This window comes from Anaerolineales bacterium, from assembly GCA_025808555.1.
Lineage (GTDB): Bacteria > Chloroflexota > Anaerolineae > Anaerolineales > UBA11579 > JAMCZK01.
In genome coordinates this window covers 55,195-69,586 of the sequence record CP075526.1, presented here as the reverse complement: position 1 = coordinate 69,586, position 14,392 = coordinate 55,195, and the positions used below count along the sequence as shown (strand labels likewise).

Here is a 14,392-nt window from a genome sequence, read left to right as displayed (position 1 = left end):
GGCTAGGACAGGTATTGGCGCAGCCAGCTCAGCGTGCGCTGCCAGGCATCTGCAGACGCCTCCGCATGATAGACCTCGGGGCGGTCATTGTTGAAGAAGGCGTGCTCTGCGCCGGCATAGGTGTGGATGTGGTGCGGCGTGCCGGTCTTCTCCAGCTCTTTGTCAAAAGCCTGCACCAGGCTTTGCGGGATGCCGGTGTCAAGCTCGCCATAGATGCCGAGGGTGGGGGCGCGCAGCTTGGCGGCGTCGCCTGCTTCCAGCGGGCGGCCGTAGAAGCACACCACCGCGTCGAACGCGCCGCTGTTGGCGGCGGCCGAGAGCGCCAGCGCTCCGCCCATGCACCAGCCGATGATGCCCACCTTCTTGGGCTCGACGCTGGTGAGGCCGCGCAAATAGTCAGCCGCGGCGGTGATCTCAGCGATTGCGCGGTGTCGATCAAGCGCCATCGCCAGCTTGCGGGCCTCGTCAGGTTCGCTGGCAGAAGCGCCGTGATACAGATCGGGAGCCAGCACAACAAAGCCTTCAGCGGCCAGGCGGTCAGCTACATCCTTGATGTGGCCCACCAGGCCCCACCATTCCTGAATCATCACCACGGCCGGGCCGCTGCCGGCAGGCGGCAGGCTGAGGTAGGCCAGGGCGTGCTTATCTTCACCGATCGGGAACATCATCATCTCGCCAGTCATAGCTTGAGTATATCCGAGCCTGGTGGGCGCAAAGCCAGGCGGCCAGAGTAGAATTTCTGCATGCTGCCTGCTGGCTTGTTGCCCAACCGTGAACGACTGAGCGCCGTGATGGCGGTCATTTTGCTGGCTTATGTGGCCGTGCGCTTTGTGCAAGTGCCGCCACTGGTCTTGAATTGGGAGTTCATTGGCGTGCTGTTGCCGATCCGCCTCGGTGTGAACACCTTGCTGGCGGTGCTGGTGGCCGGCCTGACCGCGGCCGGGGCAGACTGGCTACTGCGGGACCATCCCGCCCTGGGCCAGCGCACCACCTACAGCCACTGGCTGCTGCCGGCCATGACGGCCTGGGTGCTGGCCTTGGTGCTGAGTAACCTGCCATTCACCGCCACCTGGTGGCTGGCGTTCCTGGTGTGTGCCTTACTGCTGTTGGCCATTCTGCTGGCGGAGTACAGCAGTGTGTCTGAGGAGGGCCGGCTATATGCGGCGGTCAGCACTGCGCTGAGCATGCTGTCATTGATCCTGTTCCTGATGCTGGCCATCAGCGTGCGCGGGCTGGGTCTGCGTTTGTTCCTGGCGCTGCCTGCGGTGGGGCTAGCTGCCTTTTTAGCCGGCACGCGGCTCAACTTGCTACGTAGCGTTGAGAACTGGCACTCGTTGCAACTGCTGGGGATGACCTTTGTCATCGTGCAACTGGCCGCAGTGCTGCACTACCTGCCGGTGTCTCCGTTGGGGTATGGATTGCTGCTGCTGGGCGCGCTGTTCGGGCTCAATAATTTCATGGCGAACTTGAATGCCGAGCAGGACTGGCGAACAGCGGCACGTGAGCCTGCCGTGGCGCTGGGCGTGTTCCTGATCCTGGCTGTGCTGGTGTAATGCGCCGGCTGCGCATTGCACCTGAGCACATGCGCCAAATGGCAGCACATGTGGCCGCCAGCAGCCCGCTGGAAGCGTGCGGCCTTGTGGCCGCGGGCCTGGTCGCCGCGAGCCTCGGAGGCGCGGGCGACGAAAGCAGTGCGCACGTATTTTTGATCCAGAACGAGCTGGCCAGTTCCACGCACTACAGCATGCAGCCGCGCCAGCAGCTTGACGCCTTCATGGAAATGGAGCGGCAGGGTTGGGAGCTATTGGCCATCTTTCACTCGCACCCCAGCGGGCCGCCAGCCCCTTCGCAGACGGATATCGCCGAAGCGCGTTACCCCGGCGTGGCGCACCTGATCTGGGCGCCAGACGCCCAAGGCGAATGGCGTTGCCGGGCTTTTTTGCTGGATGAGGGGCAGGTAGTCGAGCTTGAGCTGACATAAAAAGACCCATGCGCAGCGTGGGTCTTTTTGTTTAGTCGTCGGTTGCAGAGCCTTCCGGCAGCTTGCCGTAGAGCTGGTAGAACAGCGCAACCATGTTGCGCTGGTGTAGCTGCTCGGCCATACCGGCGATCAGAACACGGCTCTTGCCGCAATCCTCCACGTGCACGGTCTCGAGCACATCCATCGGGTAGCGGCGGCGCGAGGCGCCGCGCACGGCTTTGGTGATCTTGCTCAGATAATCCAGGTTGCCCTTCACCGCCGCGTCAATTTCACCGCGCAGCACAATTTCGCCATGGCCGGGCACCAGGTTCTCGAGGCCCAGCTTGGGCAGCTTTTTGAGCGAGGCGGTGGTGTCCTCGATGTCGCCATCAGCCAACACCGGCAGCGGCATGAAAGTATCGCCGCAGAACAGGATGCGATCTTCCTCCACGAGCACGGCGATGGAGTCGGCGCTGTGTCCGGGGAAGGGGAACAGGCTCAGATTCTTCTTGCCGACCTGCAGGTCCATCTGGCCTTCGTCAAAGGTTACCGAGGGCAGGGCGATCTCCACCTCGCGCAGGGCGGGGTTGTCCTTCTTCTCGGCTTCCAGCGAAGCGCGGCCGCGCGTATTGAGGAATTCGTGGCACTTGGTGTGGCCGATGATGGTGGCCTCGGGGAACAAGCTGTTGCCCCAGCTGTGGTCGGCGTGGTAGTGGGTGTTGATAACGTAACGGACGGGGACGCGCAGGTCACGTTCAATGAAGCGGCGCATCTGGCGGGTCTCTTCGGGGAGGGCCAGGGTATCAATGACGACGGCCATGTCAGGTCCGGTAATGACGCCCGCGGTCACCTGGGCGTAAAGTTCACTTTGAAAGAAATAAACGTTTTCTGCGATGCGCTCGTGTTGCACTGCGGTGCCTCCGGTTTGTGATAGCGGGTGCAAGATAGCACACGGGCAGAGGCAAGTCAAGGAATGTGATGGATTTCACGATTATGCTGGTGTATAATCTCGGCTTAGTTGCATATGTTGCCTGCCGGGAAGAGTAGGCGGCCACCGCTGACAGGAACAAAGGCGAATTGCTGAGAGCCTTTGCAGTAGGAGCGCTGAAGTCGCCCGGCGACAGGGTGCTGAAGAACGAGCTGACACGGCTGCAAGCCGTACGGCTTCACTAGACCAGCTCGGGTGCGCCCGATACAGCGAGAGCAAGCTGCAAAGCAGTTTGCTCATGAGTGCTGCGCTTGCAAGCAAGCGCAGAACTGAGGTGGTACCGCGGAGCGCCTTCCGTCCTCATATTCATGAGGGCGCTTTTGTTTAAGGAGACACATGGCAGCACAGTTACCCAAAACCTACGACTTCAAAGCCACCGAAGAGCGTATCTACGCCTGGTGGGAAGAGCGCGGCTACTTCCAGCCCAGCAATGACCCGCGCAAGCCCAACTTTGACCCCGCCAAGAAGCCGTTCGTCATCAGCATCCCGCCGCCCAATGTGACCGGCGAGCTGCACCTGGGGCACGCCCTGTTTGTGGCGATGGAAGACCTGATGATCCGCTACCACCGCATGAAAGGCGTGCCAGCCCTGTGGGTGCCGGGCACCGATCATGCCGGCATCGCCACGCAACTTAAAGTGGAAGAGTCAATTCTGCGCACGGAAGAAGTGACGCGCGAGGAGCTGGGGCGCGAGGAGTTCCTCAAGCGCACCTGGGCGTGGAAGGAAAAGTACGGCAGCCTGATCACGCAACAGATCCGCCGCTTGGGCGCCTCGTGCGACTGGAGCCGGGAGCGCTTCACGCTGGATGAGGGGCTCTCGGTGGCGGTGCGCGAAGCCTTCGTGCGCCTGTATGAGAAGGGCCTAATCTATCGCGGCCCGCGCCTCATCAACTGGTCGCCTGGCCTGCGCACGGCTGTATCCGACCTCGAAGTGGAGTACAGCGAAGAAGAAGGCACGCTGTACTATTTCAAGTATCGCATCAAAGATAGCGACGAGTTTATTCCGGTGGCCACCACGCGGCCGGAGACGATCTTGGCAGATACCGCCGTGGCTGTGCATCCCGAAGACGAGCGCTATAAGCAGTTCATCGGGGCCACGGCGCTGGTACCCATGCTTGACCGCGAGATCCCGGTAATCGCCGATGAGTATGTGGACCGCGAGTTCGGCACGGGTGCGCTCAAGATCACACCGGGGCACGACCCGAACGACTATGCCATTGGCCAGCGCCACAACCTGCCCGTGCTCTCCGTGCTGGATGAGGCCGCCCATATCAACGAAAAGGGCGGCGCCTACGCTGGGCTGGAGCGCTTTGCGGCGCGCAAAAAGCTGTGGGCCGATATGCAAAAGGCCGGCCTGACCATCAAGACCGAGAAGCGCACCCAACGCGTGCCGCGCTCGCAGCGCGGCGGCGAGATCATCGAGCCGATGATCTCGACCCAATGGTTTGTCACCATCAAGCCGCTGGCCGAAAAAGCGCTGAAGGCGGTGGACGATGGCCGCGTGCAGATCGTGCCGGATCACTTCACCAAGGTGTATCGCAACTGGCTGGAGAATATTCAAGACTGGTGCATCAGCCGCCAACTGTGGTGGGGCCATCGCATCCCCGTGTGGTACGCGCCGGACGGCAGCATGTTCTGCGCCCGCACGGAGGAGGATGCCTACGCCGCGGCCCGCGCCAAGCTGGGCGCGGAAGTGACCCTGACCCAGGATGAAGACGTGCTTGATACCTGGTTCTCGTCCGGCTTGTGGCCGTTCTCCACATTGGGATGGCCGGAGAAGACCGCCGACCTCGAATACTTCTATCCGACGGCGGTGCTCGAAACCGGCTACGACATCCTGTTCTTTTGGGTGGCGCGCATGATCATGATGGGGCTTGAATTCACCGGAGAAACCCCATTCCACACCGTGTACCTGCACGGCCTGGTGCGCGATGAGCAGGGCCGCAAGATGAGCAAGACCCTCGGCAACGTGATCGATCCACTGGAAGTGATGAATGAATATGGCACCGACGCGCTGCGGTTTACCTTGTTGGTGGGCAGCACGCCGGGCCAGGACATCAACCTGAGCCTGGAGAAAGTAGGCGCAAACCGCAACTTTGCCAACAAGCTGTGGAACGCCACCCGCTTTGTGATGGGCGCGCTGGAGACTGCGCCGGCCAGGCAGGAAGCCGAGCTCGACTGGACCTTTGCGGATGGCTGGGTATGGGCGCGCATGAAGCAGGTGATTGCCAACTGCGAGCGCCTGTTTGAAAGCTACCAGTACGGCGAAGCCGGCCGCCAGGTGTACGAGTTCTTCTGGAGCGAGTTTGCCGATTGGTACATTGAGATCGCCAAGCTGCAGTTGCAGCAGGGCGGTGACCGCGCCTACAAGACGGCTGACCTGCTGGCGCGTATTCTGGATATTTGCCTGCGTTTGCTGCACCCCTTCACGCCCTTCGTGACCGAAGAGCTGTGGGGTCACCTACGCGCCGCGGCCGTGGCGCACGGAAGCATTCTGCCCGAGAACGCCGCATTTGGCAGCCGCGAATGGCCGGAGGCGCTGATCGTGGCCCAGTGGCCGCAGCCGCTGCCGGATGTTGGCTGGGAGCCGGGCATCCTGGCCGAGTTTGCCATCTTCCAGGAGGTAGTGCGCAGCATCCGCAACCTGCGGGCTGAGAAGGGCGTGAAGCCCGGCCAGAAGCTGGCCGCCAGCATTGACGCCGGGCCGTACCACGAGATTTTCACGGGTGACCAGGGCGCTCAACGGGCGCTGGCCGCCCTGTCTGGCCTGGATGCTGACCGGCTGCTGGTTGCCAAGGGCGCCGAGCGGCCGGCGGATGCAGTGGCCCTGGTGGCGGGGCCGGTGCAGATCTACCTCTCGCTGGCGGATGCGGTGGACCCGGCCGCCGAGCGCGCCCGCCTGGAGAAGGAACTTGCTGATGCACGCGGGCAGCATGCCCGCGTGGAAGCGCTGCTGGCCAGCGACTTCGGCAGGAAGGCGCCACCGCCGGTGGTTGAGAAGGAGCAGGCGCGCCTAGCCGGCCTTGCCCAGACGATCGAGCGGCTTGAGGAGCAGATCAAGGCGCTGGGATGATCGAGATAGGCGGCCTGTGCAAAGCACAGGCAGCCTCTTTTTTTTGCACACGGGGGCGCAGCATGCTGCGCCCCTACCGCTCTCCGGCCTATTTTAGTTTCTTAAGAATCAGCTTGCCCAGGGGCGAGATCTCGTAGCCCGGGTGGTGGCTGATGGTCAGGCCGAGGTTCTTGAGCTTGCGCACGTTGAGCTTGAGCCATTCCTTCTCTTTGCCCATGCGCTTGGCCAGGTCAGCCGCACGCAGGTGTGGGTGGCGGCTGATGGCATCCAGCACTTCGCGCGTCCAGGGGCCATGGCGGCTGGCAGCATCCAGGCGGGCCAGCTTGCGCAGCAGCCCCGCTGTGTCCTCAGCGCTGAGCTGGCGCTGCGAGAGCAGCGCCAGGCGCGGGTCAGCGGAGTGATAGCGCAGCGTGATCTTGTAGACTGTGCCGGGCCGCTCGGCCAACGCCGCCAGCAACTGCTGGCGGCTGTCGTAGCCGGCGGCTTGCGCCTCGCTGGCGGTGATGCTGGCCGCCACCACCGGCTCGACAGAAACGATCTGGATCAGGCCGACCGCGGTTTTATGCAGGCTGCCGGCCCTGGCAGCCGGTTTGGCCCAGGTGCGGAAGGCCAGCGTGATACGCCCATCTTTGATGCCCTCGAGGGTGGGCTGGGTGAAGAGCATGCTTACTTTTCTTGCTGCTCGTACAGGTAGAAGACCAAATCCTGCGGGCCGGTCTTCTGGCCGGCGTCGTGCAGGGCGCGCAGTATCTGGGCGCGGTGGTCTGTGCCGTGGTTGGCAACGTGCAGCAGCACCTGCCATACGGCCAGTTCGGCGTCTTCGCCCTGCAGCGGCTTGCTGGCCAGGGTCTCTTCGGTGAGGTTGTTGATGTAGCTGCGCATGGCCCCTTCCACCTGGTCCCAATAGGCGCGCAGGGCGGGGCGGTCTTTGCCGGGGTTCTTCTCGTCGATCTCTTCCTCGGGCATCGGCGCACCGAGATCGAGAAACCAGATGTGGTCAACCCGGATCAAGTGAGCGATCTGCGTGCGCAGCGAGCCCATCGAATAGTCCAGCGGCTGGGTCCAAACCTCTTCGGGCAGATCGGCGATATGGCGCTGCCAGATCTTGCGGTTCTCACTGATGTGATAGTCGTACAGGGTGCGGAAGGCTTCAACGTTCACGCTTCTCTCCAAAGTTCTGCTCAAGTATTTTTTCCATCGGCGGGTCGAAGGGCAGCGGAGCTATGCATTCGGGCACATCATTGGCGGCGCTGCTGACGATGGGGGCGACCTGGTGATAGGTCATCTCGTCCGGCGGGTAGGGCTGTAGCAAAGCTTGCAGCCCTTTGGGGTCAGTGGCTTCACCGGGCTGCAGCCAGGCGGCGATGTGCTCAGCGGGCAGGATGACGCCCATGCGGTGATGGATCTGCTTGACCAGCGGGTTGGGCTCGCATGTGATCGTGGCGCAGGTCTTGACCTCGGAGCCGTCCATCGAGTGCCAACTGTCCCATACGCCGGCCAGCGCAAACGGGCGGCGGGTCTTGAGGTACACCCAGTAGGGCACTTTCTCACGCTTGCGCGGGAACTTGACCCATTCGAAGATCCCATCGGCCAGCACGATGCAGCGCTTGTAACGGAACGGGCCGCGGAAAGCGGGCGTGCGGGTGATGCCCTCGGAGCGGGCGTTGATCAGCAGCGAGGTCATCTTGGCGCCGCTGCTGAAGGATGGGATGAGGCCCCAATTGACGAAGTCAACTTTGTGGCTGCCATCGTTGAGCACCACAGCCACAGGCTGAGTAGGGGCGATGTTATAACGCGGGGTGAGCTGATCTGGCACGCTGAGCCAGGGAAAGGTTTCCCGGATGAGGGCGGGGCTGGATGTGAGGGTGAAGCGGCCGGGCATCTTACACCATCTCCGTGGCTACGCCACTCCGATGGTGTTTGGAGTTTGCTGCTGCTTCGCAGCAAGCGCAAACTCCGCGTTGCGGAGTGCTGGGTGAGGACTGGACTTTGTGGTTGTCCTGCGCTCGGGACAAGACGACGGGCCAGATGTTGTTTGTTTTTTGGCTGGGGGTGGGGGGTGCAACTAAAAAGATATCTGGAGCGACGGCCTGGTGTGGTTTTAGAAACCCGCTCAGGATGATACTGGGTGCGAAGGGTGCGGTATCTCTGCCCATGCGATCATTTTAACCGGGGAAGCGCGGGCGGAGTTGGGGCGTAGGCTCGGCCATGTCCATAAGACGCGGTTGGAAGCTGGGCTGGCGGCCATTGAGCAGCACAAAGGGCGCGCTGCGCTTAGGCACGATGCCAAGCTCCTTGAGCTGCTCCAGACTGGTGATGGCATGCAGGCGGCGGGCGCGCAGAATGGCATCTGCACTCTTGGGGCCGATGCCGGGCACCAGGAGCAGCTGCTCACGCGTGGCGGTGTTGACCTCGACCGGCTTGTGCAGCAGGGTCTGCTCGGCCCAGGCGGTTTTGGGGTCTTTGTTGAGCGGGAGGTTGCCGCTTTGGTTGAAGGGCAGCTCCTCCATGGCAAAGCCGTAATCACGCAACAGGAATGAGGCTTGATACAAGCGGTGCTCTCGCCAAGGGTTCTCGGGGCGGTGGTTCTCTAGTGGGGTGTCGATGATGGGCGAAAAAGCTGAGTAGTAGGTGCGCTTGAGTTTGAGCTCGTGATACAGATACTCCGAGGTCGAGACCAGCTCAACATCGGTCTCGTCTGCGCCGCCGACGACGAACTGGGTGACCGAGCTGGCCCACCGCCCGTTCCAGGTGCTGGCGGGCGCCTCGTTGACGCGGATCTCCTGCGCCCACTTGAGCGGGGCGAGCAGCTCCTCGGCAAACTTTTTCATCGGCGCCAGGGTCGCCAGGCGGCGGGTGTTGGCGCCTTCCAGGTTGACCGAGATACGGTCGGCCAGTTGCATGGAGCGGCGCACCTGGTCACGGTCGGCACCGGGCATGATCTTGAGGTGCAGATAGCCGCGGAAGCCGAGCTTGTTGCGTAGGATCTCGGCGGTGTCGATGAGCTTGTCCTGGGTGGTGACACCGCCCTTAATGATGCCGGAACTGAGGAACAGCCCCTCGACCAGGCGCTGACGGTAGGCCTGGTAGGAGACCTGGGCCATTTCGTCTGGCTTGATGGTGATACGCTGCATTTTGCTGCGGCCGGCGCGGAAGGGGCAGTAGTTGCAGTTGCGCTCGCAGGCGGTGGTGAGCATGCTCTTGACCACCTTCATCTTGCGGCCACCGGGCAGGGCTACCTCGCTGATGGGGATGGTGGCCACGGGGCGGGCGGGCAGTTGCCGCCCGCCGACCACGGGGGCGCAGATCTGATCGTTCTCGCTGTCGGATTCGAGGTGCATATCGCGCCCGACGACGCGTATTTTTTGCAGGGTATCCATGTGGGCTATATTCGCACATGTGTTCTAGGATGGCAAGAGTTGTCAAGGTGGGCTCATTTTTTGCGGGAGGTGAGGTGTGTCCCGAGCGAAGCGAGGGACCCTCGTTGACTTGTTTTGGCTAAATGTACAATTGGGAAATGGGGAAAAAGCAGACTTACGTCTACATTGTGGGCAATACTACCGGTGTCCTGTATACAGGGATGACCTCGGACCTGGCAGCTAGACTCCATCAGCACATGACCGGAGAAACAAATGCCTTTTCCAAACGCTATCGCACAACAAGACTTCTGTTTTACGAGGTGTTTGAGCATCCGATTGATGCTATGAAGGCCGAGAAGATAATTAAAGGGTGGCGGCGGAGCAAGAAGCTTGATTTGATCCGAACAATGAATCCGGAGTTCAAAGATCTGAGTAGGGATTGGCTTGACGGTGAGATGAGTGAATAGGGGTCCCTCGCTGCGCTCGGGACGCACGGTGGTGTTTGTTACGCTGGGGTGGTACAACAAAAAAGAGAGCGCACTCTGTGCGCTCTCTTTTTCTGAACAATTGTCATCGGGCTCGTAACCCGAAGGTTCCAGGTTCGAGTCCTAGTGATGCAAGATCTGAGATAGGAACAGCTTGGTGCGGTCTTCCTTGGGCGACTTGAAGATCTGGTCGGGCGTGCCGCTTTCGACGATCTCGCCTTTGTCGAAGAAAAACATGCGGTCGGCCACGGCGCGGGCGAAGCCCATCTCGTGGGTGACCACCAGCATGGTCATGCCAGTCTTGGCCAGCTCGATCATGGCGTCAAGCACTTCTTTGATCATCTCAGGATCCAGGGCACTGGTGGGCTCGTCGAAGAGCATGATCTTGGGCTCCATGGCGAGGGCGCGGGCGATGGCGACGCGCTGCTGCTGGCCGCCGGAGAGCTGGCCGGGGTACTTGTGGGCCTGCTCAGGGATACCGACACGGTTGAGCAGCTCCATGGCTTTGGCCTCGGCGCGGGGCTTATCCCACTTCTTTACCCAGATCGGGGCCAAAGTGATGTTCTGCAGTACGGTGAGATGCGGAAAGAGGTTGAACTGCTGGAAGACCATGCCGGTCTCCTCGCGGATCTTTTCGATGTTGCGCACATCGTGGCTCAGCTCAATGCCGTCCACGACAATGTCGCCCTGTTGGTGCTCTTCGAGATGGTTGATGGTGCGGATGAAGGTGGATTTGCCCGAGCCGGAAGGCCCGAAGATCACGATCACTTCACCCTGCTTCACTTCCATGCTCACACCGCGCAGGGCTTGAAAATCGCCAAACCATTTGTGTACATCCTTGGCGATGATGATAGGGGTTTTGTCAGCGGTCATGGTTCTCCTCACTTATCGTTTACCTACGCCCAGTGAATCTTCCAGGCGGATACTGACGTAGGACATGGCGTAGCTAAACACCCAGTACAGCAGTGAAATGAATGCGTAGACCTCGCGATGGGTGCCCAGGAAGGCGGGCTGGGCCAGCACTGTGCGGGCAATACCCACCAGGTCGAACAGGCCCACGATGGCAACCAGCGCCGTGTCTTTGAACAGGGCGATGAACTGGCCGACCAGGATGGGGATGATGAGGCGCAGCGCCTGAGGCAGGATGATGAGGCCCATCGATTGCGGGTTGCTCAGCCCCAGGGCGTAGGCAGCCTCGTACTGGCCTTTGGGGATGGCTTGCAGGCCGCCGCGCACATTCTCGGCCAGGTAGGCGGCGCTGAACAGCGTAATGCCCACCATGGCGCGAAGCACGCGGTCAATGGTGAGGCCAGCCGGCAGGAACAGCGGCAGCATCAGCTGCGCCATGAACAGGATGGTGATGAGCGGCACGCCGCGCACGATCTCGATGAAGGCGATGCAGAACCAGCGCACAATGCGCAGCTCAGATTGGCGGCCGAGGGCCAGCAGCACACCGATGGGGAAAGAGAACACGATGCCCACGATGGTGAGCATGAAGGTGAGCATCAGCCCGCCCCATAAATTCGTGCCTACCTGAGGCAGCAAGCCGCCTTCGCCGAAGCCGCGCAGCAGCAGGATGAAGATGGGCGGCCACACCACCCAGCCAATTCCCACTACGTTGCGCATAGCCTTGCCCGCACCGCGGGCAAGCCACCAGCCGGCGGCCAACAGCGCCGCCATGCCCAGTAGCCATTGGCGTGAAGGGCCGCTGACCACGAAGGCCAGCGCCAGGAGCACGCCGGTGAGCAGGACCGTGAAGCGGGTGGATGTTTTGCCCTTGCCCCAGATCGAGAGCGAATTGCCGATGAGGAAGGCCAGCAGCAGCATCGAGACCCAGATGCGCCAGACCTCGGCGATGGGGTACTGGCCGAGCAGGATCAGACGCAGGTTGGTCTCGATCACGGTCCAGTCCGCCTCGGTGAAGACCCAAGTGATCAGGCCGCGCAGCGTGACAAAGGTCAGCCAGCCGGCGACAATGGTGAGGATGGCGTTGCCCCAGGAGTTGAACAGGTTCTTGCGTAGCCAGCCCAGTGGGGTGTGGCGCTCAGCCAGAGGTGGCTTGACGGTCGTTTGGGCTGTCATTTAGCGCTCCACCAGACGCACGCGGGCGTTGTACCAGTTCATGAAGATCGAGGTGATTAGGCTAAAAAGCAGATAGGTGAGCATGACCAGCGTGATCATTTCCACGGCGCGGCCGCTCTGGTTCAGGATCGTGTTGGACACGTAGAACAGATCGGGATAGCCCACCGCGATCGCCAGCGAAGAGTTCTTGGTCAGGTTAAGGTATTGGCTGGTGAGCGGGGGGATGATGACTTGCAGCGCTTGCGGGAAGACGACCAAGCGCAGGGTTTGGAAGCTGCTGAGACCGATGGCGCGGGCGGCTTCCACCTGGCCCTTGGACACGGCCTGGATGCCGGCGCGTACTACCTCGCCGATAAAAGCGGCGGTGTACAGCACCAGGCCGGAGGTCAGCGCCATAAACTCCGGCGTGAAGATGCGGCCGCCGCGGATGTTGAGGCCCTGCACGGCGGGCAGGTCCAGGCTGAGCGGGGCCACCGACTGCACAAACCAGCCCGCGGCCGCCACGGCCAGAAAGGCCAGCGGCGCCCAAATGATGGCCAGCGGGGCTTTGCCGGTGCGCTTGCCCTGAAAGTGAAAGGCAACTGTGATGACAAGGGCGAGGGCCAGGCCGCCCAGCAGGAACAGTTTGAAGGCTGGCCAGGTTTCAGTGGGGATACCCCAGGGGATGCCGATGCCGCGGTTGCTGAGGATGATATTGCCGGGCCAGGTGATCGCCTCGCGCACCAGCGGCAGTTTGAGGAACACGGCCAGATACCAGAAGATGAGGAACACCAATAAGGACAAGTTGCGCATCAGCTCCAGGTAGGCGGTGGCCAATGTGCGCACCAGCAGATTGCTGGAGAGGCGCGCCACGCCCAGAATGATGCCGAGGATGGTGGAGAACAGGACGCCCACCGCGCTGACCAGCAGCGTGTTGTACAAACCGGCAAGAAAGGCCTGAATATAAGCGGAGCTGCGCGTGAAGCCGTTCAGGGTTTCGGCCAGGTCAAAGCCGGCCGTGTTTTGCAAAAAGCCAATGCCCAGCGTAGTGCCTTGCTGGCGCAGGCCGTTGATCATGTTTTGGATGAGGATGTAGCCAAAGATCAGCACTGCCGCGCCAAAAACAAGCTGGGCCAGCAGTTTGAGCACCCGCTCGTCTCTCCAGAAGGGCGGGTTGGCATGTGCTCTGGGGGCGTTTGCCATGCATTCCTCCTACTTACAAATACGGGGGCGGGCATGTGCCCGCCCCCGTATCGTGTTCGTGTTACAGGTAAGCCGGTCTAGCGGAAGGGCGGAGCGTAGAGCAGGCCGCCTTCGGTGTAGAGGCTGTTCAGACCGCGGGGGATGTAGGTCGGAGTGTCCGGACCCAGGCTGCGGTTGTAGACCTCTTCGTAGTTACCCACCTGGCTGATGATGTTGTACGCCCAGTCGGAGCTCAGGCCCAGAGCGGCGCCCAACTCGCCCTCGGCGCCCAGCATACGCAGGACTTCGGGGTTGGAGCTGGTCATCATGCTGTCAACATTGGCGGAGGTGACGCCGAACTCCTCAGCGGAGATCATGGCGAACACGGTCCACTGCGCAATGTCGAACCACTGGTCATCACCGTGGCGAACCATGGGGCCCAGGGGCTCCTTGGACATGGTGACATCCAGGATCACGTGAGCATCCGGGTCAGCCAGCACAGTGCGGCGGGAAACCAAGCCGGACTTGTCGGTGGTGACGGCGTCACAGCGGCCCTCGGCGTAAGCGGCGAAGGTGCCATCAGCATCTTCGAACACGGCCGGGGTGTAGCTCACACCGGCGGCGGCGAAGACGTCAGCCAGGTTCAGCTCGGTGGTGGTGCCGGTCTGCACGCAGATCGTGCCACCGTCGAGGCCGGCGATGTCAGTGATGCCGCTGTCTTCGCGGACCATCAGGCCCTGACCATCGTAGAAGGTCGTGGCAGTGAAGTTGCCGCCCAGCTCGGTGTCACGCAGGGTGCTCCAAGTGGTGTTGCGGCTCAGCACGTCAATTTCGCCGGACTGCAGAGCGGTGAAGCGCTCGGCAGCGGTCACGGGGCGGAACTCAACAGCGGTGGCGTCGCCAAAGATGGCGGCAGCCAGGGCGCGGCAGTAGTCCACGTCCACGCCGGAGAAGTTGCCGTCGGCGTCAACGTAACCGAAACCAGGCACCTGCGAGTTCACACCGCAGATCAGGTTGCCGCGAGCTTGCACGGCTTCCAGGGTTACACCGTAGCCAGAGGGGGTGGTGAAGATGATCTCGGCGGGAGCAGCGGTGGGCTGCTCGGCGACCGGGGCTTCACCGGTGGCAGGGGCGGGGCTACCGCCACAGGCGGCGAGGAGCACCGCGGTGGCCAGCAGCAGACCCAAAACAGGGTACAGCTTCTTGGTCATATATCTTTTCTCCTTACAAGATTTGGTATGACTGGCCTGGATAGGCCCATTTAGTAGTACGTCAGTACCTCCGT

At 61.9% G+C, this 14,392-nt stretch carries 14 protein-coding genes; 4 read left to right on the top strand and 10 right to left on the bottom strand.

Annotation, left to right across the window (positions count from 1 at the left end):
* Positions 1 to 2: 2 nt before the first annotated feature.
* Positions 3 to 683 carry a dienelactone hydrolase family protein gene (locus KIT08_00380; GenBank protein ID UYN89714.1) on the bottom strand — a complete coding sequence of 227 codons (681 nt, stop codon included), beginning with the start codon at positions 681 to 683 and terminating at the stop codon, positions 3 to 5.
* Between the two features lie 60 nt (positions 684 to 743).
* On the opposite strand from KIT08_00380, the gene KIT08_00375 reads away from it, so the two are divergent.
* Entirely contained in the window at positions 744 to 1,553 is an 810-nt protein-coding gene (locus KIT08_00375; GenBank protein UYN89713.1) for a hypothetical protein, read from the top strand.
* The gene (locus tag KIT08_00370; GenBank protein ID UYN89712.1) at positions 1,553 to 1,981 is read left to right on the top strand and encodes a M67 family metallopeptidase; all 429 of its coding nucleotides are present in this window, start codon (positions 1,553 to 1,555) and stop codon (positions 1,979 to 1,981) included. Before KIT08_00375 ends, KIT08_00370 begins: the two co-directional genes overlap by 1 nt.
* A gap of 31 nt (positions 1,982 to 2,012) precedes the next feature.
* Here the strand turns inward: KIT08_00370 and KIT08_00365 are convergent, their stop codons facing one another.
* Positions 2,013 to 2,870, bottom strand: a complete 858-nt coding sequence (locus tag KIT08_00365) for an MBL fold metallo-hydrolase (protein ID UYN89711.1) — start codon at positions 2,868 to 2,870, stop codon at positions 2,013 to 2,015.
* A gap of 414 nt (positions 2,871 to 3,284) precedes the next feature.
* On the opposite strand from KIT08_00365, the gene KIT08_00360 reads away from it, so the two are divergent.
* A complete protein-coding gene (locus KIT08_00360) occupies positions 3,285 to 6,020 on the top strand; it encodes a valine--tRNA ligase (GenBank protein UYN89710.1) in 2,736 nt (911 codons plus the stop codon).
* 88 nt (positions 6,021 to 6,108) lie between these two features.
* Here KIT08_00360 and KIT08_00355 read toward each other — a convergent pair whose 3' ends face one another.
* The 4 genes from KIT08_00355 to KIT08_00340 form a co-directional block, all read right to left on the bottom strand.
* Positions 6,109 to 6,684, bottom strand: coding sequence for an ASCH domain-containing protein (locus KIT08_00355; protein ID UYN89709.1), 576 nt, complete (start codon positions 6,682 to 6,684; stop codon positions 6,109 to 6,111).
* A gap of 2 nt (positions 6,685 to 6,686) precedes the next feature.
* Positions 6,687 to 7,181, bottom strand: coding sequence for a DinB family protein (locus tag KIT08_00350; GenBank protein UYN89708.1), 495 nt, complete (start codon positions 7,179 to 7,181; stop codon positions 6,687 to 6,689).
* Positions 7,171 to 7,902, bottom strand: coding sequence for an SOS response-associated peptidase (locus tag KIT08_00345; protein UYN89707.1), 732 nt, complete (start codon positions 7,900 to 7,902; stop codon positions 7,171 to 7,173). Before KIT08_00345 ends, KIT08_00350 begins: the two co-directional genes overlap by 11 nt.
* 283 nt (positions 7,903 to 8,185) lie before the next feature.
* The gene (locus KIT08_00340) at positions 8,186 to 9,400 is read right to left on the bottom strand and encodes a helix-hairpin-helix domain-containing protein (GenBank protein UYN89706.1); all 1,215 of its coding nucleotides are present in this window, start codon (positions 9,398 to 9,400) and stop codon (positions 8,186 to 8,188) included.
* Between the two features lie 137 nt (positions 9,401 to 9,537).
* Between KIT08_00340 and KIT08_00335 the strand changes: the two genes are divergently transcribed.
* Positions 9,538 to 9,846 (top strand): GIY-YIG nuclease family protein, encoded by a 309-nt coding sequence (locus KIT08_00335; protein UYN89705.1) that lies wholly within the window; start codon positions 9,538 to 9,540, stop codon positions 9,844 to 9,846.
* A 141-nt stretch (positions 9,847 to 9,987) separates the two neighbouring features.
* Here the strand turns inward: KIT08_00335 and KIT08_00330 are convergent, their stop codons facing one another.
* The 4 genes from KIT08_00330 to KIT08_00315 form a co-directional block, all read right to left on the bottom strand.
* Complete coding sequence (locus KIT08_00330; GenBank protein UYN89704.1) at positions 9,988 to 10,737, bottom strand: amino acid ABC transporter ATP-binding protein; 750 nt, start codon at positions 10,735 to 10,737, stop codon at positions 9,988 to 9,990.
* Between the two features lie 12 nt (positions 10,738 to 10,749).
* Positions 10,750 to 11,946 (bottom strand): amino acid ABC transporter permease, encoded by a 1,197-nt coding sequence (locus tag KIT08_00325; protein UYN89703.1) that lies wholly within the window; start codon positions 11,944 to 11,946, stop codon positions 10,750 to 10,752.
* Positions 11,947 to 13,128 carry an ABC transporter permease subunit gene (locus KIT08_00320; protein UYN89702.1) on the bottom strand — a complete coding sequence of 394 codons (1,182 nt, stop codon included), beginning with the start codon at positions 13,126 to 13,128 and terminating at the stop codon, positions 11,947 to 11,949. It abuts the gene before it with no gap.
* A gap of 77 nt (positions 13,129 to 13,205) precedes the next feature.
* A complete protein-coding gene (locus KIT08_00315; GenBank protein ID UYN89701.1) occupies positions 13,206 to 14,318 on the bottom strand; it encodes an amino acid ABC transporter substrate-binding protein in 1,113 nt (370 codons plus the stop codon).
* Positions 14,319 to 14,392 lie beyond the last annotated feature (74 nt).